Genomic DNA, 21,062 nt, shown 5'->3' with positions numbered 1-21,062 from the left:
GTCAGCGTGGGCGCCCGGCACCCGCCAGCCAGTATCTGCCGACCAAGAGCTTCTCCACCAGCCCCGCGTCGCGGGGTCGATCAACCATGCCCGCCCGAGGACTTGACGCGACCCACAGCCAGCTAGAGACGGACTCCCAGCAACGAGTCGATGGCCCGCGCCACCTCGGTCCCGTCATCCTCGACACCGTCTGCGCCGACCCACCGGTCGACGGCAGCAAGCGCGGCCGGCGCGTCAAGGTCGTCCGCCAGTGCCGCACGGATCTCCGCGATCACGTCGTCACCTGGTGGGGTGGTTGTCCGTTGCACAGCAGCACGCCAGATGTCGAGACGTTGTTTGGCGGCGACCATCGCCTTGTCCGTCCACTCCCAGTCGCTGCGGTAGTGGTGGGCGAGCAGCGCCAGGCGGATGGCCATGGAATCGTGGCCGGTCTCGCGCAGGCGTGACACGAGCTCGAGGTTGCCTTTCGACTTCGACATCTTCTCGCCGTGGAGCGCGACCATGCCCGCGTGCATGTAGGCCTGGGCGAACGGTTCTCCCGTGGCGACGGAGGCCTCCGAGGCCGACATCTCGTGGTGCGGGAAGGCCAGGTCGGATCCGCCCCCCTGGACATCGAAGTCGGTGCCGAGATGCTCCAACGCGATCGCGGCGCACTCGATGTGCCAACCGGGGCGCCCTGGACCCAGCCGTGACTCCCAGGACGGCTCGCCGTCGCGTGGACCCTGCCACAGCAGGCAGTCGAGGGGATGCTTCTTCCCGGGTCGCTCCGGGTCGCCGCCACGCTCGCCGTACACCGCTCGCATCGCGTCCTCGTCGAGCCCGGAGACCTGCCCGAAGCCAGGGTCTGCGTGCACGTCGAAGTAGAGATCGTCGTCGACCCGGTACACGGAGTCGCCCAGACGCTCGATGAGATCGACGACGAGATCGATGGACTCGACCGCACCGATGTAGTGGTGCGGCGCCAGCATCCGCAGCGCCTCCATGTCGTCGCAGAAGAGCCGGGTCTCCCGCTCGGCGAGCTTCGTCCAGTCCTCCCCGGTGTCGTTTGCCCGCTCGAGCAGGGGGTCGTCGACATCGGTCACGTTCTGCGTGTAGACGACATCAAGGTCGCGGTCGAGCCACTGCCGCTGCAGAAGGTCGAACGCCAGGTAGGTGGCCGCGTGCCCGAGGTGGGTCGCGTCGTACGGCGTGATGCCGCAGACATACAGGCGTGCGACGTCGTCCGGATCGCTGGTGACGAGGGCGTCGGTGCGGCTGTCGTGGATGCGCAGACCGGGAGCCGATCCGCCGATCGAGGGAACCTCCGGGCTCGACCAGCTACGCATGCCGACGAGCGTATCTGTAGGCGCAGAGCGGCCTGTCGACGGTCGCGTCGCTTGTCGAGCGCGGCAGAATGGCGGCGTGATCATCGACTGCGCGATCTACCGCAAGGGGCACCGTGAGGAGGCGCCGCACGATCCGCACGCCCTGGGAGAGGTCATCGACGCCCTCGAGGGCACGGACGACTTTCTGTGGATCGGCCTCTACGAACCTTCGTCGGAGGAGCTGTCACTGTTCGCGGAACCGCTGAATCTGCACCCGCTGGCCGTCGAGGACGCCGTGGAGGCTCATCAGCGGCCCAAGGTCGAGCGCTACGACAACCACCTGTTCATGTCGATCAAGACGATCACGTACACGAACGACGACATCCAGACGGCCGAGGTCAGCTGCTTCCTCGGCCAGCGCTACCTGGTCACCGTCCGGCACGGAAAGGGCCACGACCTGCGCGAGGTCCGGCGGCGTGCCGAGAGCGACGAGCACGAGCTCGAGCACGGTCCGATCGCTGCTCTCTACGCCATCGTCGACTCCGTCGTCGACGAGTACGAGGACGTCGCATCCGAGCTCGAGATCGACGTGCAGGAGGTGGAGGCGTCGGTCTTTTCCGCTGTGCGCACCAGTGACGCATCGCGCATCTACCGGCTCAAGCGAGAAACGCTGGAGTTCCGGCGGGCCGTCGTCCCGCTGCGTGAGCCAGTGCAGCGCTTCGCGCTCGGGGCGATGCCGGAGGACGCCCAGCCGTACTTCCGCGACATCGCCGACCACCTCGCCCGCGTGAACGAGAGCATCGATTCCACCGACAAGCTGCTCGACAACGCCCTGGGTGCGCACCTGGCCCAGCTGAGCATCCAACAGAACGATGACATGAGGAAACTGGCCGCAGGCGCGACGCTGTTCGCCGTTCCCACGATGATCGCCGGTATCTACGGCATGAACTTCGAGTACATGCCCGAGCTCAGCTGGACCTACGGCTACCCCTTGGTGATGCTCGGGATCGTCGTGCTCTGCGGCGTCATCTTCCGCGCCTTCCGCCGCAACGGCTGGTTGTAGGGCGCGTCCTTCGTTCAGCCGACCGTCGTCGTCGCGCCGATGACGCCGGCACCCACGAGCACCAGCACGAGCGTCCCCAGCGCGATCCGGTACACCACGAACGGCATGAACGAGTGGTTGCTGACGTATCGCAGCAGCCAGTGGATGACGGCCAGGCCCACCGCGAACGACACGACGGTTCCGACGATCGTGGGCAGCGTCCCGTAGGCGTTCTCACCGCCCGGGATGTCCTTGAGCTTGTAGACGCCGGCGCCGACCACCGCCGGGATGGCCAGCAGGAACGCGTACCGGGTGGCGGCCTCCCGCTCGTAGCCGAGGAACAGCCCCATGGAGATGGTGGCGCCTGAGCGGGAGACGCCGGGCACGACGGCTGCCGCCTGGGCGACGCCGAACAGGACGGCGTGCGGCCAGGTCAGGTCGTCGATCGGCGACGACTTGCGCCCCACGCGGTCCGCGATGCCGAGCACGACGCCCATGACGACCAGCATCGTGCCGATCACCCAGAGATTGCGGAACTCGCGCTCGATGAGGCTCTCCAGCGCGAGGCCGACCAGCACGATCGGCAGGGAGCCCACGATGACGAACCAGCCCATCCGCCACTCGCGCTCCTCCCGGGCGACGCGCGAGAAGAGCCCGCGGACCCAGCCGGATCCGATCGTCCAGATGTCCTGCCAGAAGTAGAGCACCACGGCGACCTCGGTGCCGATCTGGATCACCGCCGTGTAGGCCGCGCCCGGATCGTCCCAGCCGAAGAACTTGGGGAAGATCGCGAGATGCGCGCTGCTGGAGATCGGGAGGAACTCGGTCAGGCCCTGGATGACGCCCAGGACCACGGCACGGAGAAAATCCACCGTGCGAGCCTAACGGGCGCTCTTCGGGGTCCCGACTACCCTGTCCTGCATGCAGGAGCGCCGGATCGGATCGTCGGGGCTGAGGGTCTCGCGACTGGCGCTGGGCACGATGACGTTCGGCTCGGGCGTCGACGAGATCGAGGCCGAGGAGCAGCTCACGACGTTCCTCGACGCCGGCGGAACCCTCGTCGACACCGCGCCCATCTACGGCGACGGCGCCTCCGAGCCGCTGCTGGGTTCCTTGATCGCCAAGACGTCGTCACGTGATCGGATCGTCCTCGCCGGCAAGGCCGGGTTGGGCTTTCGCGGCGGCGAGGTCGTCCGCGACTCGTCCCGCCGGACGCTCCTCGACCAGCTCGACATGTCCCTGCGCGACCTCGGCACCGATCACCTCGACCTCTGGCAGATCCACCGCTGGGACGAGAGCACCCCCCTCGACGAGTCCCTGGCCGCCCTCGAGCACGCCGTTGCGACCGGGCGTACCCGGTACGTCGGCATCTCCAACTTCTACGGCTGGCAGATGTCGCTCTCGCACACCTGGCTGGCCGGTCGCCCCGACGGTGTACCGCTGATCAGCAACCAGGTCGAGTACTCGCTCCTGCGCCGCGATGCCGACGACTCGGTCGTACCGGCGGCCGAGTACCTCGGCATGGGCGTGCTCGCGTGGTCGCCCCTGGGTCGCGGAGTGCTCACCGGCAAGTACCGGAACGGCATCCCCGGTGACTCACGAGCAGCCGACTCGAGCCTCGAGCAGTTCGTCACGCCGTACCTCGACCCCGATCGCACCCGAGTCGTCGAGGCGGTGGCGCGTGCCGCCGACGGGCTCGACGTCTCGATGTCGCACGTCGCGCTGGCCTGGCTGCTCGGACGCCCCTGCGTCGCGTCGGCACTGGTCGGAGCCCGCACCGCGGCTCAGCTGAGTGAGAGCCTCGCCGCGGAGGAGGTCGAGCTGCCCGACGAGATCGTCCAAGCCCTCGACGACGTGTCGTCACCACACGGATGGGAGTCCTGAACGTTGATCGAGTACGAGTTCTGGAACCTGGCGCTCCCCCGCACACAGTCGCGTCACGCCGTGTGTCGCCTGCTCACCGACGCCGCCGAGTACCACGGCTGGGAGCTCGAGCGGCTACGCAAGGATTCCGACGGCAAACGCACCGTGCGGCTGCGGCGCAAGATCATCCGGATGCGCTCAACACTTTGACAAGCCACCGGTGGTTGAGTAGCCGCGAGGAACGAGCGGCGCATAGAAACCATTCCTCCAGCAAGCCCTCATCTCACGAGGTTTCGATACAACGGACGGGCTTCGCCAGTGGCGCACTCAACCTGGCCGGACGCTCCTCGCCGGCGCTCGTCGGCCCGTCTCAGATCAGGTTGAGGAACTCGTCGAAGACCTTCGAGCCGAACTCCAGGGCGTCGACCGGCACGCGCTCGTCGACGCCGTGGAAGAGCGCGGTGAAGTCGAGGTCGGCCGGCAGCCGGAGCGGCGTGAACCCGTATGACGTGATGCCCATGCGGCTCCAGCCCTTGGCATCCGTGCCGCCGGACATGAGGAACGGGGCGATGTGTGCGTCCGGGTCGTGGCTGTGCAGGGCGACCGTCATCGCGTCGACCAGATCGCCCTTGAACTCGAACTCCAGTGCCGTGTCGGAGATGTAGGGCTCGACCTGGATGCCCTTCCCGACGACGTCCCGAACGGCGTCGTGGAACGTCTCCGCGTGGCCGGGTAGGTAGCGGCCGTCGACATATGCCACAGCCTCGCCTGGGATGACGTTGTGCTTGTAGCCCGCGTCGAGCATCGTCGGATTGGTGGTGTTGCGGATGCCGGAGCCGATCATGCGCACCGCCGGTCCGAACTGCTCCAACAGCTCGTCGGGCGTTCCGTCGGCACCGGAGAGCTCGCGGATCTTGTCCAGTAGCTGGAGCATCGACGGCCCGGGTTCCGCCGGCCACTCATGCTCCCCGAGCGCGATGAGTCCCTGCGCGAGCCGGGTGATGGCGTTGTCGGGATTGGCCATCGAGCCGTGGCCTGCGGTGCCGCGGGTCCGGAGCCGCATCCAGGCGATGCCCTTCTCGCCGGACTCGATGAGGTACAGCCGCTGGCCACCGATCTCGGTGGAGAAGCCGCCGACCTCACCGACAGCCTCCGTGCATCCCTCCAGCAGATCGGGGCGATGGTCCACGATCCAGTGGGCACCCTTCAGGCCGCCGGCTTCCTCGTCCGCGGTGAACACCAGGGTGATCGGTCGGTCCGGGATCACGCCGACGCGCTGCCGCGCGCGCACGACCGACAGCAGCATCGCGTCGAAGTCCTTCATGTCGACGGTTCCCCGCCCGAACAGGTAACCGTCCACGATCTCGGCGGCGAACGGGTCGACCTGCCAGTCGTGGGCCTGCGCCGGCACGACGTCGAGATGTCCATGGATGAGCAGGCCGGGCTTGGTGGAGTCCTGGTTGCCCCAGCGGGCCACGAGGCTGGTCCGACCGGGTTCGGACTCGACCAGCTCGGACTCGATGCCGACCTCGGCCAACGCGGCGGCCACGTACTCGGCAGCCTTGCGCTCCCCCGGTCCGGAGCTGTCGCCGTAGTTCGACGTGTCGAGACGGATCAGGTCTCGGCAGATTTCGAGCGTCTCGGCCTCCGGTAGGTATCCCATGCGGCCGATCCTACGTGCGGGTCAGACCGTCCAACAGTCGGCTGAACAACGCTGAACCGACCGCCTTCTCGGCACCGGCCAGAATCCGCGGGACACCGGTCACGTGCGCCAGTTCTCGCCACACGACCGTCGACCCCGACTCGGCCGGACGGACCGAGATCTCAGCCCATCCGCGCACCACACGGCCACGCTTCTCGAGGCGGCAGAACCGCGGTGGATCCCATTCGACGACGTCCATCGGGTCGTCGAAACCGACCGGCCCGAGGGCGGTGCGCGCGACGAAACCGGTCTCGGTGAGCCGCACGGTCGTGAACGGCACGACGTCGCCGTGTCGCTTCCAGCCCGTGAGCCGAGAGAAGACCTCGTCCGGCGACAACGGGACCTCGCGAACGATCTCGAATGGTTCCCCTGAGAATGACACTGTCACGATGGTAGGAGCACGGCGGAAGGATGTAGATGTCCACGATGGGATTCGCGTCGGTCGACGACGTCAAGGAACGGCTCGAGAAGGTGGGCTACCTCGCCTCCGACGCCGTGGCCACGACCGTCTACCTCGCCAGTGAGCTGGGCAAGCCCCTGCTCGTCGAAGGTCCGGCCGGGGTCGGCAAGACCGAGCTCTCCCGTGCCGTGGCCGACGCCTGCGATGCGTCGCTCGTGCGGCTGCAGTGCTACGAGGGAGTCGACGAAGCGCGCGCCCTCTACGAGTGGAACCACGCCAAGCAGCTGCTCCGCATCACGGCTGGCCGCAACGAGACGTGGGACGAGGCGCGCACCGACATCTTCAGCGAGGAGTTCCTGCTCCCGCGGCCGCTGCTGACCGCGATCCGCAACGACGGTCCGACCGTGCTGCTCGTCGATGAGACCGACAAGGCCGACGTCGAGATCGAGGGTCTGCTGCTCGAGGTGCTCGGCGACTTCCAGATCACCGTGCCCGAGCTCGGCACCGTCAGGGCCACCACGCGACCCTTCGTGGTGCTGACGTCCAACGCCACCCGTGAGCTGTCTGAAGCCTTGCGACGCCGCTGCCTGTTCCTGCACATCGACTTCCCCGAGCCCGAGCTCGAGGAGCGCATCGTCCGTATGCAGGTCCCGGGGCTCGACGAGACGCTGGTCTCGTCCGTCGTGCGAGTCGTCAACGCCCTGCGCGCGCTGTCCTTGCGCAAGGCACCGTCGATCGCCGAGAGCATCGACTGGGCCCGCACGTTGCTCGCGCTCGGCGCAGACATCCTCGACGACGAGGTCGTGCGCGACAGCCTCGGCGTGATCCTCAAGCACGCCGACGACGTGGCGAAGGCGCGCAGCAGCCTCGACCTGGACGAGGTTCTCTCTCCCTCATGAGCACGGTGACGAACGCGGAAAGCGACCTGGCCGGTCGTCTGGTCGAGTTCGTCGGTGCACTGCGCACGAAGGGCATCCCCGCTGGGACGAGCGAGACGGTTGACGCCGCAGCCGTCATCGAAGTGCTCGGGATGGACCGACGCGAGCTGCTGCGCGAGGGTCTCGCCTCGGCGCTCGTGCGACGCGGCGGCCAGCGGGACGTCTTCGACATGACGTTCGACCTGTACTTCCCGGCCGGGACCGGCGCCACCCAGGCCGTGCTCGACAGCGACGAGGACCTGGACCTCGAGGACCTGCGTGACCTGCTCGCCATGGCCCTGGCCGACGACGACTCCCGCGCCCTCGAGCAGGTCGCCGAGATCGCCGTCGACCTGCTCGGCCAGGTTGGAGAGGGCGGCGGCTCGACCGGCGGCTGGTCGGCGTACCAGACGCTGGAACGCCTGCGCCCGCAGACATTGCTCGTTCAGGCCCTCGAGACGCGCGGCAGCGGAGGGCAGGGGCTGAAGTCCGCCACGCCGCAGGTCACCGACCGTCTCGAGCGCGACGAGGTCCGTCGCAACGTCGACCGGTTCCGCGCGATGGTCGCGTCCGAGGCACGTCGCCGCACGGCCGAGCAACGAGGACGCGAGGTCGTCACCCGGCACGCCGTTCGCCCGGGCAGCGACCGGATCGACTTCCTCAGCGCCAACCGTCAACAGCTCGAGGAGCTGCGCACGACGGTGCGGCCGTTGTCCCGGAAGCTCGCCACACGCCTGGCGGCCAGGAGGAGGAGAGCCCAACGAGGCCGCATCGACATCCGCCGGACGCTGCGCCGATCGATGGGGACGGGGGGCGTCCCGCTGCGGCCCGCCTACGCCAAGCCGCACCCGGCCAGGCCCGAGCTCGTCCTCCTGTGTGACGTCTCCGGCTCGGTGTCCGGGTTCTCCAGCTTCACGATGCTGCTCGTGCAGGCGCTCAGCGACCAGTTCAGCAAGGTCCGCGTGTTCGCCTTCGTGAACGCGATGGACGAGGTGACCGACATCGTCAAGGACACGTCTGGCGACCTCGGCCCACGCATCTCGCAGGAGGCCCGCATCACCAAGTGGCACACCAGCAGCGACTACGGAGAGGCGTTCGGCGACTTCGCCGAGCTGTTCCTCAGCGCCGTCGGGCCCCGCACGTCGGTGCTGATCCTCGGCGATGCCCGCAACAACAACCAGGACCCGAACCTCGGCGCACTCCACGCGATCGGCCAGCACGCACGGCGCATCTTCTGGCTGAACCCCGAGCACCACATGCGCTGGGGACTGGGCGACTCGATCGCGCCGGTGTACGCCGATGTCGTGGAGATGCACGAGTGCTTCAACGTCGACCAGCTCAGCCGGTTCATCACCCGCCTGCTGCCGGTGTAGCGGGTACCGCTTGTGCAGGCGCGCCGCCGCCGTGCCACAGTATGCGCATGTACATCGGTGTGTCTCTTGTCCTGCTCGCTTTCGGCGCCATCCTCTACTTCGCAGTGGAGGATAATCTCCAGGGAATCGACCTGCCGATGGTCGGTCTCATCCTGATGGTCGTCGGTCTTCTCGGCATGGTGGTGTCGCTCGTCGTCTTCAACCAGCACCGCGACCGCCGCGTCGATCCCCGCGACCCGCGCTAACCCCTGTCGCCACTACTCCTCGGGGGGCGTGGTCTCCGACTCTGTCGGCTCAGGTGATGGCGTCGGGGTTGGCGTCGGTGTCGGAGTCGGCGTTGGAGTCGGCGTAGGAGTCGGTGTCGGAGCTGGTGAGGGTGTCGGGCTTGGCGTGGGAGCCGGCGCGATGGCCACGATCAGGCCCACGGTGCTGTCGACGTCGACGCGAGTCTCGCCCCCGCGGATGCGTAGGACGGTGCCGGGATCCTCTCCCGACACCCTGGGCAGCCGTTGCGCGCGCAGGCCCAGGTCCTCGAGCACCTTCCGGGCCTTCTTGTAGCCGACACCGACGATCTCCTCGACCGGTAACTCGACCTTTCCGGAGGCGACCGTCAACGCCACCTCGGAGCCTTCGTCGATCTCCTGGCCCGCCTCTTCGCCCTGCTCGGTCACGGTGCCGGCCTTTTCCTTGGGCACGTCCTCGACCGTGATCTTCGCGTCGAGACCAAGGCCTTCAAGCTCCGCCTCCGCTTCATTTTGTGACATGCCGACGAGGTCTGGCATCGTCACCTGCTCGGCACCGCGGCCGAACACCAGGAAGGCGGCCACCAGCGCCAGTGCGGCGACAGCCGCCGCGATGAGCAGGATGGTCTTGCGCCGTCGCGGATGCTCCGCCTCGGCCTCATCCTGAGCCGGCGCGACGACGGTCTGCCCGGACAAGTCGGGGTTCACCGTCGTGGCCGCTGTCTGATCGATGCCTGCGCCCATGGCGGCCATGGCCGCGGTCGGACGGTCTTCGCCGAGCAGGAGGGCGGCTTGCTCGCTGACGGCCGCAGCGTCGCGCGGGCGAGCGTCCGGATCCTTCTCGAGCAGGGACATGACCAGGTCCGCCACGTCGGTCGGGATCTCCGGCGGCAGGGGCGGGGGTTCGTCCTGGACGTGCGCCAGCGCGATCGCGACCGGCCCGTCGCGGTCGAACGGCACCGCTCCGCTCAGACAGGAGTAGATGACGACGCCGAGGGAGTACAGGTCGGACCGCTCGGTCGCCGTCTCCCCCGCCGCCTGCTCCGGGCTGAGGTAGTGCGCGGTGCCCGTGATCGAACCTGACTCGGTGATGGTCGACGCATCCTGGGAGCGGGCGATCCCGAAGTCGGTGAGCTTCACGACTCCGTTCGGGGCCAGGAGGATGTTCCCCGGCTTCACGTCCCGGTGGACGACCCCCGCCTGGTGGGCCGCGTGGAGCGCGGCCGCCGTCTGCTGGAGGATCCTCAAGGACTGCTCGATCGTCGGTGGATCCTCGAGCATGATCTGGGACAGCGAGGGCCCGTCGACGAGCTCCATGACGATGTACGACATGGTCAGTCCGTCGTCCGGATCGATGCGGCCGAAGTCGTAGACCGCGACGACGCCGGGGTGGTTCACTGCCGACGCAGCCCGGGCTTCCCGCAGCATCCGCTCCAGGAAGTTCTCGTCCGTGGCGTACTGCGGGTGCAGAAACTTGACGCTGACGGTACGGCCGAGCACCTCGTCCCTGCCCTGCCAGACCTCTCCCATGCCGCCCGCCGCGATTGGCTTCTCGATGCGGTAACGACCGGCTATGAGCGTGCCGCGCTTCGAAGCGGCCGACGGGCCAACTCCGCCGGCTTCGACGTCGGACGACATAGTTCGCAGACTACCCGCGGGGGTAGAGCGCTGCCGCTCGGCCCGCGACATTCCAGGTTTGCCTCGGTCGCTGACCACCGGGATGCGAGGCGTTACCGCGACACGAGAAGGTTACGCCGATCCGAGACAGTCGGTGGGTCGCGTCAGACCTCTGAACTGCGCAGCGTCGACCAAACACAAAACCCCCACACCGGCGAGAGTGTGAGGGTCTTGCAGTGTCCGAGGGGGGACTTGAACCCCCATGCCCGTAACCGGGCACTAGCACCTCAAGCTAGCGCGTCTACCAATTCCGCCACCCGGACTTCGCCCCCGAGGGAGCGCGTGGTGCAAACAGGAACTCTAGCAAAGCGGGCGAGGGCCGCCGACCGGGGTGTCGTACCTCTCACGCGCTCGAATCGACGCAATGGGAGCGCTCTGGCACCATGGATGAGGCCCCGGGAAGTATGAGTTCCCGGGGCCTCGCTTTGAGTGAGCGTGATGATCTCTCTCATCCCGAAACCCTGACCTCGAATCTCCCCTGCTGCATCACCAGCCGGTGTCGATGAGCCGAAGCTCTGACTTGATTCGAATCTGGGATTCGTTCCCGCAGTTCCGAAGAACTGCGTGGGTTATTTGTATCCCCTCCGACCGGGGGGCACAAGACCTTTCCAAACCTTTTTTCCCTGATCAGCCACATTTCTCGTGTCGTCCACAGACCGATGGTAGTCACCCACAAGCCAGACCGTGTTGTGCACATCTTTTCCACACGATGTGGACCTCGACCAACGATTCAGAGTGCCGACGCGACGGCGTGGATGGCGAGCCCGGCCAACCCACCGACCACCGTGCCGTTGATGCGGATGAACTGTAGATCGCGTCCGACGTGCAGCTCGATGCGCTCGGCCGTCTCCTGTCCGTCCCAGCGGTTCACCGTGGCCGAGATGATCGTTGCGAGGTCGTGCCCGTAGTGGTCGACGACATACGCGGCGATGTCCGCGAGAATCGCGTCGACGCGCTCCCCCATCGCGTCGTCGGACATCAGCCGCGTCCCGAGCGCCAGCAGCTCCTCGACGGCCCGGCGGCGCACCAGACCGTCCGGATCCTGCAACGACCCGACGAGAGCACGTCGAAGTGCGTCCCAGACGGCGATCGACGTCGCGGCCACCTGTGGCTGCGTCAACAACCGGTGCTTGAGCCGCTCCGCCCGCTCCTGCGTCGCGGAGTTGTGCTGCAGGTCCTGGGCGAGCTGCGCGAGCCACTTGTCGAGTGCCTGCCGAGCCAGGTGATTCGGAGTGTCGCGGATCTCGGCGACCCACTCGACGGCTTCGACGTGGATCCGGCCGGCGACGCGCTCATCCAGCCAGATGGGTGTCCACCACGGTGCACGCTGGCCGACGAGCGAGGTCACCTCCTCCTGGTTGGACGACAACCAGCGATGCAGCTCGGTGAGCATGAGGTCGACCGCACCGACGTGCGCGCCGTCGCGCACCACCTCGCCGAGCAGCTGACCGGCCATCGGGCTCAACGGTTCGTCGAGCATGCGGGGAATGATCGCCTCCTCCACGACGGCGGCGACGTCCGACTCCTTCACCCGTCCGAGTCCATCGGCCAGCACGCGTGAGCCGATGTCGACCAGGCGCTGCGCGTGGTCTCCTTCGACGAGCCAGCTGCCGGCCCGGGCAGCGACCTTGGTCGTGACGATGCGCTCACGCACGACCTCCTCGCGCAGGAAGTTCTCGGCGACGAACTCCTGCAGGCTCGCACCCAGCGACTCCTTACGATTCGGGATGATCGCCGTGTGCGGAATGGGCAGCCCCATCGGGTGCCGGAAGAGAGCGGTGACCGCGAACCAGTCGGCGATCGCGCCGACCATGGCGGCCTCGGCGCCGGCGTTCACGTAGCCCAGCACACCTTCGCGGTCGCGCGTGAACAGATATACGAGGGCAGCCAGCAGAAGTAGTGAAAGGGCGAGCAGCTTCATCCGGCGAAGTCCGCGGAGCCTGGCGGCATCGCCAGGGCCCTCGGCCATCGGGATCGCGAGGCCGCTCCGGCCGTCAGCAATGGTCACATCGGGAGCGTAACGACAGATTCTCGGTCCCGCGGCCCTGCGTACACTCGCGCCATGAGCTTTGAAGAAGGGGCCGGCCTCGACACCAGTCAGGTCACCGGCGGCGGACGCGGCGGCGCCATCATCGGCGGTGGCATCGGCAGCCTCGTTCTCGTGCTGGTCGGCCTATTCTTCGGCGTCGATCTGAGCGGTGTCACCGGGTCGCCTTTCGACCCGGACCAAGTCACACCCGGCGGCGATCAGTCGGGCGACTTCTCGCACTGCAAGACCGGCGCTGACGCAAACCGTGACGTGGAGTGTCGCATCATCGGCACCGTCAACAGCGTCCAGGACTACTGGAGCGAAGCACTGCCCGCTGAGCTCAACCGCCAGTACCGCCCCGCCAAGACGGTCATCTACTCCGGCTCCACACAGTCGGCCTGTGGCACGGCGACGAGCCAGACCGGTCCCTTCTACTGCCCGTCCGACGAGCGCATCTACATCGACGCGAGCTTCTTCGACGACCTCACCAACAGATTCGGTGCCGACAACGGCGCCCTGGCCCAGGAGTACGTCGTCGCCCACGAGTACGGCCACCACGTCGAGAACGTCCTGGGCCTGCTTGCCCGAGCTCAGGACGGTCGCACCGGTCCCACCAGTGGTGGCGTGCGCATCGAGCTGATGGCCGACTGCTTTGCCGGTGTCTGGGCGAACCACGCGTCAACCACGGAGGATGCCGACGGCAACACACTCCTGAAGCCGCTGACGGACAGAGACGTCAAATCGGCGCTGTCGGCGGCGGCGGCGGTCGGCGACGACCGGATCCAGCAGTCGTCCGGCGGCGGCGTCAACCCCGACACCTGGACGCACGGGTCGAGCGAGTCGCGTCAGCGCTGGTTCCTGACCGGCTACAAGTCCGGCTCCCCCGACCAGTGCGACACCTTCAGCACCGACCAGCTCTGACGTCGTGAGTACAGCGCCGGGCCGGATCCCCGCCGACGAGGGCGTCCGAAGGCGGACTCGCGCCGAGGTCTGGATCGTCCTCGGACTGTCGCTGGGTCAGTCAGCCGTCTACGCCGCGGTCAGTCTGATCGCGCAGCTCACCCAGGGCCCACTGCGCGACGCCACCGCGACGCTCAACCGCTCGCAGAGCGACCGTCAGTGGCTCGACCTCACCCTGCAGCTGCTGGGCATCGGCTTCGCCCTCGTCCCGGTCGCGCTGGCGCTCTACCTGCTGAGTCTCGACCGTGACCAGCCCGGACCATTGCGCCGACTCGGACTCGACGGGAGTCGGCCGGCCAGGGACGTGATGTGGGGAGCCCTGCTCGCGCTCGGTATCGGGCTGCCAGGGCTAGGCCTCTACGCGATCGGCCGCTCGCTCGGCGTCACCGCCCAGATCGTGCCGGTGCCGGACTCCACGTATTGGTGGACCATCCCGCTGCTCGTCCTCGCCGCCGTGCAGAACGCCGCACTCGAGGAGATCGTGGTCGTCGGCTACCTCATGACCCGCCTGCGCGAGTTCCGCTGGGGCCAGTGGACTGTGCTCCTGACGAGCGCGTCGCTACGAGGCGCCTACCACCTGTATCAGGGCTTCGGCCAGGCCGCGGGGAACTTCGTCATGGGCCTGGTGTTCGGGTACTGGTTCCAGCGCACCGGCAGGGTGCTGCCGCTCGTCATCGCGCACACGGTGCTCGACGTCGCGACGTTCGTGGGCTACGCCCTGCTGGCCGAGAAGCTGGGACTGCGCTGATTCAGCCGACGTCGATGAGGTCGATCACGAACACCAGCGTCTTGCCGGACAGACGGTGCCCGCCGCCGGCAGGTCCGTACGCGAGGTCGGGTGGGCACACCAGCTGACGCCGGCCGCCGACCTTCATGCCAGGAATGCCCTTCTGCCAGGCCGGTATGAGGTTCGGAAGCGGGAACCTCGCGGACTGGCCGCGGTTCCACGACGAGTCGAACTCCTCCCCGGTGTCGAACTCGACGCCCACGTAGTGAACGTCGACGACGCCTCCCGGCTCGGCCTCCGCTCCGTCGCCCTCGACGAGGTCGGTGGACTGCAGCTCGGTAGGCGCGGGGCCCTCGATGAAGTCGACTTCAGGCTTCTCACTCATGCGCCCGATCCTTTCACGGTGCTGATGGAGCGGGCTCATGGACCCGCTGATAGGAAAGATGCATGAGAGCCACCGTTCTGCACGCGACCCGTGACATCCGCCTCGACGACGTCGATGTACCCAAGCTGATCGAGGACGGAGACGCGGTCGTCCGCGTCGTGGCGTCCTGCATCTGTGGCTCGGACCTCTGGCCCTACCGCGGGCTCCCCGAGATCAAGGGCCCGCAGCGCATCGGGCACGAGTTCGTCGGCATCGTCGAAGACGTGGGCGGCGGCGTGGAGACGATCAAGCCCGGCGACTTCGTCATCGCCCCGTTCGCCTTCTCCGACAACACCTGCCCGCTGTGTCGGCTGGGCATCCACACCTCGTGCGTCAACGGGGGCTTCTGGGGCTTCCCCGACCGCAGCGGGCATCCTGTCGACGGAGGTCAGGGCGAGATCGTGCGCGTGCCGTTCGCCGACGGCACGCTCGTGGCAACACCGGAGCAGCCGGACGAGTCGCTCGTGCCACACCTGCTCACCCTGTCGGACGTGTTCCCCACCGGGCACCACGCCGCCGTGAGCGCGGGCGTCGAGGCCGGCAGCAACGTCGCGGTGGTGGGCGACGGTGCCGTCGGCCTGTCTGCGGTGCTCGCCGCCAAACGCCTCGGCGCGAGCCGCGTGGTGGCGATGTCGCGTCACGAGGACCGCCAGCAGCTCGCTCGCGAGTTCGGCGCCGACGAGATCGTTGCCGAGCGCGGCAAGGAAGGGGCGTCCGCCGTCCGGGAGATCTTCGACGGCATCGGCGCCGACCAGGTCCTCGAGTGTGTGGGCACCGCAGACAGCATGAAGCAGGCGATGCTGAGCACGCGACCGGGAGGCCGCGTCGGCTACGTGGGTGTGCCCCATGGCGTCGAGCTCAACGTCCCGGCGATGTTCGGGCGCAACGTGGGCCTGGCCGGCGGAGTCGCCCCGGCACGCGCCTACATCGACGAGCTGTTGCCCGACGTGCTCGACGGCACCGTGAAGCCCGGACGCGTCTTCGACCAGTCGCTGTCGCTCGACAAGGTCGCCGACGGCTACCAGTCCATGGACGAGCGCACCGCCATCAAGACGATGCTCTCCCTCTGAGGTGGGACGCCCTACGGCTGCTTCTCCGCCGCGTCGTTGAGACGCGCGAGCTGCTGCGCGAACGACGACAGCTCCGAGGGGCTCCAGTCGACGAGCAGCTCGGTGAGCCACGCGTGACTGCGGGCACGGAAGGCCTCGACCCGATCCCGTGCGTCCTGCGGCACCGTGAGGATCTGGGCGCGGCCGTCGTCGGGATGAGTGGCGCGGTCGAGCAGCCCCAGCCGCTCGAGGGTGCTGACGGCCCGACTCACGGTGGACTTGTGTACCCGCATGCCCTCAGCCAGCTCCGAGGCGCGGACGCCGCCTTTGGCATCGCAGACGGCGAGCAGCAGCAGGAACGTGTTGTAGTCGAGCTCCTCGTGGATGTCGGCAAGGTGGCTCATCGCGTATGCACGCGAGCGACGCACGAACCGGACGAGCTGGAAGTCGACATCCAGGTCGTCGGGCAGATCACTCGTGGTCATGGCGTAATCCTATGGCCGCAGCGGCATCCGGTCGTTGGCTCGAAAGAACCTTTTTCGCCTCTCATTTCAACGATCAACGAAGCTCGGTCGACGTCAGGTTGAGCAGCCGTCGGGCCACGATCAGCTGCTGGATCTGTTGCGTCCCCTCGAAGATGTCGAGGATCTTGGAATCACGCGACCACTTCTCCAGCATCTCGGTCTCGCTGTATCCGAGGGTGCCGGCGAGCTCGACGCAGCGCAGCGTGATGTCGTTGCCGATCCGCCCGGCCTTGGCCTTCGCCATGGACGCTTCCATCGAGTTGGGCTCGCTGTTGTCGGCCATCCAGGCCGCCGCGAGCGTGAGGAGCAACGAGGACTCCCAGTCGGCCTCCATCTGGATGAAGGTGGCGGCTGCGTGCGACTGAGCCGAGGCGGGTCGGTCGTAGTCGATCTCCGCGCCGGCCTCCTCGAGCAGCGCACGGATCGCCTCTAGTGACGCGCGGGCGCAACCGACGGCCATCGCGGCGACCAGTGGCCGCGTGTTGTCGAAGGTCGCCATCGCGCCGGCAAAGCCGCCCTTGGTGTCGATCTCGGGGTCGCCGAGCAGGTTCTCGGCAGGAACACGACAGTCCTCGAGCACGATCACCGCGGTGTCGGATGACCGGATGCCGAGCTTGTGCTCCAGCCGCTCGACCCGGATGCCCGGGAGGGACTTCGGCACGACGAACGACTTGATCGCGGCGCGGCCCATCTTCTTGTCCAGCGTCGCCCAGACAACGACCGAGTCGGCACGCTCGCCGGACGTGACGAAGATCTTCTCGCCGTTCAGCACGTAGGCGTCGCCGTCCTTGACCGCGGTGGTCGTGATCGCGGCCGAGTCCGAACCGAAGCTCGGCTCCGTGATGGCCATGGCGGCCCAGGTGCCCTTGAACTTCTCGAGCTGCTCGTCGGTCGCCACCGAGGCGATCGCGGAGTTGCCGAGGCCCTGCCGCGGCATCGAGAGCAGCAGGCCGACGTCGCCCCAGCACATCTCGATGACCGAGAGCACCGACGACATGTTGGTGCCGTTCTTGATCTTTCCCTTCTTGACGGAGTCGTCGTCCTCGTCGCGCCGGACACCGGTGGCACCGGCGCCCTTGCTCTGACCGGAGTCGCTCATGCCGTCGACGAGGGACGCCAGAAGGTCGAGCTCCTTGGGGTACTCGTGCTCGGCGAGGTCGTACTTGCGCGAGTTGCTGCGCAGGAAGTTGTCGGCGACCTGGTTGGCCTGCTGCACGAACAGGCGGAACTTCTTCGGGGTCTCGAGATTGATCATCGTGGGTCCGCCCTCAGACGAGGACTGCTCCTTCCATGAGGCCGACGGCGCGCAGGTCGCGGTACCACCGTTCGACCGGGTGCTCCTTGACGAAGCCGTGGCCGCCGAGCAGCTGGACGCCGTCGGTGCCGATCTTCATGCCGTACTCGGAGGCGAGGCGGCGAGCGAGGGCCACCTCGCGCGAGAAGTCGAGGTTCTGTTCCGCTCGTGAGGCGGCGCGCAGCGTGACCAGTCGCATGCCCTCGAGCTCGATGGCGATGTTGGCGACCATGAACGCGACCGACTGGCGGTGGGCGATGGGCTCGCCGAACGCCTGTCGCGTCTTGACGTACTCGGACGTGTAATCGAGCACGGCCCTGCCGGTACCGAGTGCGAGCGCAGCCCACGCGAGTCGCGACAGCCGGATGCACTCGCGGTAGGCGTCGGCGTCACCGAGCAACGCCGACTCGGGCAGGCTGACGTCGTCGAGTGCGAGCCGAGTGAGGCCGGCAGCCCGCAGACCCATGCTCGGGTCGGCGGCCAGGCCGATCCCCTTGGTGCTCGACTCGACCAGGAACAGGCGCGGCTCACCGTCGACAGCGGCAGCTACGACGAACAACTCGGCCTCGGTGCCGCGGACGACACCGGACTTGATGCCGTTCAGCGTGTAGCCGTCGGCCGTCTTCGTGGCCGTGGTCCGGAGCTCGAAGGCATCGAACAGGGCGCGGGGCTCGGCCACGGCGAGTGCTGCGGCCGGCACGTCGTCACCGGTGAAGGCGGGCAAGTAGGTCTGCTGCTGCTCGTCGGTGCCCCACAACGAGAGGGCGGTCGCGACGGCGGCCGGCGCGAGGCAGGAGACGGCCTGGCCCATGTCACCCTCGGCGAGCGCTTCGACGACGAGGACGCCGGTGACGGCCGAGCGCTCCTCCGAGAGTCCACCGAGCGCCTCGGGGACGTTGAGCAAGGTGAGGCCGAACTCGCTCGTCTGGGCGAGAACTTCCTTGGGGGTGTCGTTGGCGGACTCGGCGGTCGATGCACCCGGGCGGAGCACTTTCTCGGAGAAATCACGCACGACGCCGACGATCATCTCCTGGTCCTCGGTGGGCGTCAGGTCGAAGACGCCGGCATCCGGGGCGGCGCTGAGCCGGGTCGGCTGGCCCGATCCCTTGACGCGCTTGAACGTGCGGCCGGCCGCTCCAACGGCCTGGAAGCCGCTCTTGGCGCCCTGGTAGACGACCTTCTCGGCCGTCTTGCGCAGGCCGAGACGATCGATGGCCGGAGAGCTGGCGATGCGATTCAGGACCGCCAGGCCGATGCCCATGGGGTCTTTGCGATTGGCCACGAGAACTCCTTGCGATGCGGTTGGACCGATGTGCCCACCGCGTTGAAGTGTAACTCAGAGTTGCACTTCACATACCGGGGGTATTCGAGATCACACTGGCACACCTGAGCGTCAGCGTCCGAAGTTCGCTCGGATAGCGTGGTGCCGCGCTCGACCGAACTGAACTGAGGGAGACCCGGTGCCCGACTCGCAGTCCCGTCCGCTGCCCACTGGCGGTGCGGTCCGTCCGATCACCCGCTGGGGCACGCCGATGATGCATCGTGAGGTCGCCGACGTGACGAAGTTCGACGACGACCTGGCGACGCTCGTGAGCGACATGGTCGCCACGATGCAGGCGGCGAGCGGCGTGGGACTCGCCGCCAACCAGGTCGGCGTCAACCTCAAGGTCTTCGTGTTCGACTGCCCGGACGCCGACGACCACCGCGTCACCGGTGTCGTGTGCAACCCCGTGCTCAGCCTGCCGGAGGGCAAGGATCGTCAGCTGGAGGAGGCCGACGAAGGGTGCCTCTCGCTGCCGGGCGCCTACATCCCTTGCTCACGTCCGGACACGGCCCACGTCGCCGGAGTCGACGAGCACGGTGACCCGGTTGAGTTCACCGGTACCGGACTGCTCGCCCGCTGCCTCCAGCACGAGACGGACCACCTTTTCGGCACCGTCTTCGGCGACCGCCTCCCCGTGCGCTCCCGCAAGCAGCTGAACAAGCAGCACGAGGAGCTCGCGAACCACTACCCGGCCGACTGGCCCGTCTCCCCCGTGGTCCCGGAGTGATCGAATCGCTGTCCCGGTGCTGGCCGGGCGTCTAATCTGAGCGCATCCGCACCGTGGTCGGTGCGCGGAGGTGCCATGTCGCATGACGCCGGGGACCAGACGGCGTACGACGCCGGACTCGACGCTCTCACGAGCCTCCACTGGGACGCAGCCTGTCGCCACCTCGAGGAGGCCGCTGCGTCCGATCCCACTCCGGCCGTGCTCGAGGCTTTGGGCATGGCCTACTTCTGGACCGACCACCCGAGACGATCGAGGTGCGGGAGTCGGCTTACCGCGCGCACCGCGATGCGGGCGACCAGCGGGGGGCAGCACGACTTGCGATGGCCCTGGCTTTCGACCACGCGACGTTCCGGGGCGAGGAGGCGGTCGCGCAGGGCTGGCTGGAGCTGGCCTCGAGAGCGCTTGCCGGCCTGGAGCTCGTGCCCGAACACGGCTTGCTCGCGACATGGGAAGCTGACTTCGCGATCGAGGCTGCCGACACCGACCTCGCCGAGCAGAAGGCCGCGCGCGCGATCGAGATCGGCGTCGAGGTCGGTGACGCCGATGTCGAGCTGATGGGGCGGGCCCAGGAAGGGCTGGTCAAGGTGGTTCGGGGCGACGTGGACGCCGGGATGCGGTTGCTCGACGCCTCAGCTGCCGCCGCCGTCGCCGGCGAGTTCCACGACCCAGCTTTCGCCGGCTACGCCTGCTGTTACCTCATCAGCGTCTGCAGCCTGGTGCGCGACCTGGATCGCGCCGCGCAATGGTGTGCCGAGCTAGACCCACACTGCGCTCGGGTCGGGTATCACTCACTGCAGCATCTGTGCCGGGTGGAGTACGCCGGGGTACTGGTCGAGCAGGGCGACTGGATTCGCGCTGAGACCGAGATGCTGACGGCCGCACAGTTCCTCGGCACGCGGCGCCCGCCGAAGGCGGTCGAGGCAATCGTCCGACTAGGTGAGCTCAGGCGGCGGCAGGGTCGCGTGGACGAGGCGACTGAGCGCTTCAAGCAGGCCGAGGGACACCCGAAGGCCACGCTCGGCCTGGGCGCCATCGCGCTGAATGCGGGCGACGGAGCCAGAGCCGTCGACGTCGCCGAGATGTACCTGCGGCAGTTCGGTCCCCACGACCGAATCGGCCGGTTCGGCGGGATGGAGCTGCTCGCGAATGCCCAGGCGGTGATCGGTGACCTCGATGCCGCACTCACCACGCTCGAGGAGCTCAGGACCACGGTGGCGTCCATGTCGCGCGAGCCACTCGTCGCCGCCGTTCGCCAACTCGACGGGACGCTGCTCCTCGCCGCCGGAGACCCGGCCGCATCTCGAGGCGCCGTGGAGGACGCGGTGCATCTCTACGACCGTGCCGGCGCCCCCTTCGGTGCGGCCCGCGCCCGGGCCCTCCTCGGCCGGGTTTTCCTCGCCGCGGGCGACACCCAGGCCGCCGAACGCGAGGCGAAGGCCGCTGCGAGCGCTTTCGACCACCTCGGTGCCGTGGCCGACGCGGAG

At 68.0% G+C, this 21,062-nt stretch carries 21 protein-coding genes and 1 tRNA gene; 11 read left to right on the top strand and 11 right to left on the bottom strand.

Annotated elements, in window-relative coordinates:
- Positions 1-122: 122 nt before the first annotated feature.
- Positions 123-1,325, bottom strand: a complete 1,203-nt coding sequence (mshC, locus tag ACRDPN_RS12610; RefSeq protein ID WP_431448435.1) for a cysteine--1-D-myo-inosityl 2-amino-2-deoxy-alpha-D-glucopyranoside ligase — start codon at positions 1,323-1,325, stop codon at positions 123-125.
- A gap of 76 nt (positions 1,326-1,401) precedes the next feature.
- Here mshC and corA point away from each other — a divergent pair, with 76 nt between their 5' ends.
- Entirely contained in the window at positions 1,402-2,367 is a 966-nt protein-coding gene (gene corA / locus ACRDPN_RS12605; RefSeq protein ID WP_431448432.1) for a magnesium/cobalt transporter CorA, read from the top strand.
- Positions 2,368-2,381: 14 nt separating this feature from the next.
- Here corA and ACRDPN_RS12600 read toward each other — a convergent pair whose 3' ends face one another.
- Complete coding sequence (locus ACRDPN_RS12600) at positions 2,382-3,218, bottom strand: undecaprenyl-diphosphate phosphatase (protein ID WP_431448429.1); 837 nt, start codon at positions 3,216-3,218, stop codon at positions 2,382-2,384.
- A 49-nt stretch (positions 3,219-3,267) separates the two neighbouring features.
- Here ACRDPN_RS12600 and ACRDPN_RS12595 point away from each other — a divergent pair, with 49 nt between their 5' ends.
- Positions 3,268-4,230 carry an aldo/keto reductase gene (locus ACRDPN_RS12595; protein WP_431448426.1) on the top strand — a complete coding sequence of 321 codons (963 nt, stop codon included), beginning with the start codon at positions 3,268-3,270 and terminating at the stop codon, positions 4,228-4,230.
- A 3-nt stretch (positions 4,231-4,233) separates the two neighbouring features.
- The gene (locus ACRDPN_RS12590; protein WP_431448423.1) at positions 4,234-4,419 is read left to right on the top strand and encodes a DUF5703 family protein; all 186 of its coding nucleotides are present in this window, start codon (positions 4,234-4,236) and stop codon (positions 4,417-4,419) included.
- 160 nt (positions 4,420-4,579) lie between these two features.
- On the opposite strand, the gene ACRDPN_RS12585 is transcribed toward ACRDPN_RS12590, so the two are convergent.
- Together ACRDPN_RS12585 and ACRDPN_RS12580 are read right to left on the bottom strand one after the other, a co-directional pair.
- Positions 4,580-5,872, bottom strand: a complete 1,293-nt coding sequence (locus tag ACRDPN_RS12585) for a M20/M25/M40 family metallo-hydrolase (RefSeq protein WP_431448420.1) — start codon at positions 5,870-5,872, stop codon at positions 4,580-4,582.
- Between the two features lie 10 nt (positions 5,873-5,882).
- Entirely contained in the window at positions 5,883-6,293 is a 411-nt protein-coding gene (locus ACRDPN_RS12580; protein ID WP_431448417.1) for an SRPBCC family protein, read from the bottom strand.
- 35 nt (positions 6,294-6,328) lie between these two features.
- On the opposite strand from ACRDPN_RS12580, the gene ACRDPN_RS12575 reads away from it, so the two are divergent.
- From ACRDPN_RS12575 to ACRDPN_RS12565, 3 genes are read left to right on the top strand one after another with little or no spacing between them, the layout of a single operon-like run.
- A complete protein-coding gene (locus ACRDPN_RS12575) occupies positions 6,329-7,210 on the top strand; it encodes an AAA family ATPase (RefSeq protein ID WP_431448414.1) in 882 nt (293 codons plus the stop codon).
- A complete protein-coding gene (locus tag ACRDPN_RS12570) occupies positions 7,207-8,601 on the top strand; it encodes a VWA domain-containing protein (RefSeq protein ID WP_431448412.1) in 1,395 nt (464 codons plus the stop codon). Before ACRDPN_RS12575 ends, ACRDPN_RS12570 begins: the two co-directional genes overlap by 4 nt.
- A 47-nt stretch (positions 8,602-8,648) precedes the next feature.
- Entirely contained in the window at positions 8,649-8,846 is a 198-nt protein-coding gene (locus ACRDPN_RS12565) for a DUF6458 family protein (RefSeq protein ID WP_431448409.1), read from the top strand.
- Between the two features lie 12 nt (positions 8,847-8,858).
- On the opposite strand, the gene ACRDPN_RS12560 is transcribed toward ACRDPN_RS12565, so the two are convergent.
- The 3 genes from ACRDPN_RS12560 to ACRDPN_RS12550 all read right to left on the bottom strand — a co-directional run bounded on the left by ACRDPN_RS12560 (position 8,859) and on the right by ACRDPN_RS12550 (position 12,528).
- Positions 8,859-10,481: a protein kinase domain-containing protein gene (locus ACRDPN_RS12560; protein ID WP_431448406.1), complete on the bottom strand. Its 1,623-nt coding sequence runs from the start codon at positions 10,479-10,481 to the stop codon at positions 8,859-8,861.
- 216 nt (positions 10,482-10,697) lie between these two features.
- Positions 10,698-10,783, bottom strand: a tRNA-Leu gene (locus ACRDPN_RS12555).
- Positions 10,784-11,250: 467 nt separating this feature from the next.
- A complete protein-coding gene (locus ACRDPN_RS12550; protein WP_431448403.1) occupies positions 11,251-12,528 on the bottom strand; it encodes a DUF445 domain-containing protein in 1,278 nt (425 codons plus the stop codon).
- Between the two features lie 54 nt (positions 12,529-12,582).
- Between ACRDPN_RS12550 and ypfJ the strand changes: the two genes are divergently transcribed.
- Together ypfJ and ACRDPN_RS12540 are read left to right on the top strand one after the other, a co-directional pair.
- Positions 12,583-13,470 carry a KPN_02809 family neutral zinc metallopeptidase gene (gene ypfJ / locus ACRDPN_RS12545; protein WP_431448400.1) on the top strand — a complete coding sequence of 296 codons (888 nt, stop codon included), beginning with the start codon at positions 12,583-12,585 and terminating at the stop codon, positions 13,468-13,470.
- Positions 13,471-13,474: 4 nt separating this feature from the next.
- Positions 13,475-14,257 carry a CPBP family intramembrane glutamic endopeptidase gene (locus ACRDPN_RS12540; protein WP_431448397.1) on the top strand — a complete coding sequence of 261 codons (783 nt, stop codon included), beginning with the start codon at positions 13,475-13,477 and terminating at the stop codon, positions 14,255-14,257.
- 1 nt (position 14,258) lies between these two features.
- Here the strand turns inward: ACRDPN_RS12540 and ACRDPN_RS12535 are convergent, their stop codons facing one another.
- Complete coding sequence (locus tag ACRDPN_RS12535) at positions 14,259-14,621, bottom strand: FKBP-type peptidyl-prolyl cis-trans isomerase (RefSeq protein WP_431448394.1); 363 nt, start codon at positions 14,619-14,621, stop codon at positions 14,259-14,261.
- 62 nt (positions 14,622-14,683) lie between these two features.
- On the opposite strand from ACRDPN_RS12535, the gene ACRDPN_RS12530 reads away from it, so the two are divergent.
- Positions 14,684-15,730, top strand: coding sequence for a zinc-dependent alcohol dehydrogenase family protein (locus ACRDPN_RS12530; protein WP_431448391.1), 1,047 nt, complete (start codon positions 14,684-14,686; stop codon positions 15,728-15,730).
- A gap of 11 nt (positions 15,731-15,741) precedes the next feature.
- On the opposite strand, the gene ACRDPN_RS12525 is transcribed toward ACRDPN_RS12530, so the two are convergent.
- The 3 genes from ACRDPN_RS12525 to ACRDPN_RS12515 all read right to left on the bottom strand — a co-directional run bounded on the left by ACRDPN_RS12525 (position 15,742) and on the right by ACRDPN_RS12515 (position 18,809).
- On the bottom strand, positions 15,742-16,194 hold the full coding sequence (locus ACRDPN_RS12525; protein ID WP_431448388.1) for a MarR family winged helix-turn-helix transcriptional regulator: 453 nt from the start codon (positions 16,192-16,194) through the stop codon (positions 15,742-15,744).
- Between the two features lie 73 nt (positions 16,195-16,267).
- Positions 16,268-17,488, bottom strand: a complete 1,221-nt coding sequence (locus ACRDPN_RS12520) for an acyl-CoA dehydrogenase family protein (RefSeq protein ID WP_431448385.1) — start codon at positions 17,486-17,488, stop codon at positions 16,268-16,270.
- A gap of 13 nt (positions 17,489-17,501) precedes the next feature.
- A complete protein-coding gene (locus ACRDPN_RS12515) occupies positions 17,502-18,809 on the bottom strand; it encodes an acyl-CoA dehydrogenase family protein (RefSeq protein ID WP_431448382.1) in 1,308 nt (435 codons plus the stop codon).
- 178 nt (positions 18,810-18,987) lie between these two features.
- On the opposite strand from ACRDPN_RS12515, the gene def reads away from it, so the two are divergent.
- A complete protein-coding gene (gene def / locus ACRDPN_RS12510; RefSeq protein WP_431448379.1) occupies positions 18,988-19,578 on the top strand; it encodes a peptide deformylase in 591 nt (196 codons plus the stop codon).
- 254 nt (positions 19,579-19,832) lie between these two features.
- On the top strand, positions 19,833-21,062 hold a 1,230-nt coding region (locus ACRDPN_RS12505; RefSeq protein ID WP_431448376.1), incomplete at its 3' end, for a tetratricopeptide repeat protein.

The sequence above is a fragment of the Aeromicrobium sp. genome (assembly GCF_050700635.1).
Taxonomy (GTDB): Bacteria; Actinomycetota; Actinomycetes; order Propionibacteriales; family Nocardioidaceae; genus Aeromicrobium.
The sequence above is the reverse complement of the archived record's forward strand: the minus strand, read 5'-3'. Positions and strand labels throughout refer to the sequence as shown.

Coding starts and splice junctions, on each gene's coding strand:
- mshC (WP_431448435.1), bottom strand. CDS start 1,325: ATGCGTAGCTGGTCGAGCCCGGAGGTTCCCTCGATCGGCGGATCGGCT.
- ACRDPN_RS12595 (WP_431448426.1), top strand. CDS start 3,268: ATGCAGGAGCGCCGGATCGGATCGTCGGGGCTGAGGGTCTCGCGACTG.
- ACRDPN_RS12585 (WP_431448420.1), bottom strand. CDS start 5,872: ATGGGATACCTACCGGAGGCCGAGACGCTCGAAATCTGCCGAGACCTG.
- ACRDPN_RS12575 (WP_431448414.1), top strand. CDS start 6,329: ATGTCCACGATGGGATTCGCGTCGGTCGACGACGTCAAGGAACGGCTC.
- ACRDPN_RS12570 (WP_431448412.1), top strand. CDS start 7,207: ATGAGCACGGTGACGAACGCGGAAAGCGACCTGGCCGGTCGTCTGGTC.
- ACRDPN_RS12565 (WP_431448409.1), top strand. CDS start 8,649: ATGTACATCGGTGTGTCTCTTGTCCTGCTCGCTTTCGGCGCCATCCTC.
- ACRDPN_RS12560 (WP_431448406.1), bottom strand. CDS start 10,481: ATGTCGTCCGACGTCGAAGCCGGCGGAGTTGGCCCGTCGGCCGCTTCG.
- ypfJ (WP_431448400.1), top strand. CDS start 12,583: ATGAGCTTTGAAGAAGGGGCCGGCCTCGACACCAGTCAGGTCACCGGC.
- ACRDPN_RS12535 (WP_431448394.1), bottom strand. CDS start 14,621: ATGAGTGAGAAGCCTGAAGTCGACTTCATCGAGGGCCCCGCGCCTACC.
- ACRDPN_RS12530 (WP_431448391.1), top strand. CDS start 14,684: ATGAGAGCCACCGTTCTGCACGCGACCCGTGACATCCGCCTCGACGAC.
- ACRDPN_RS12525 (WP_431448388.1), bottom strand. CDS start 16,194: ATGACCACGAGTGATCTGCCCGACGACCTGGATGTCGACTTCCAGCTC.
- ACRDPN_RS12520 (WP_431448385.1), bottom strand. CDS start 17,488: ATGATCAATCTCGAGACCCCGAAGAAGTTCCGCCTGTTCGTGCAGCAG.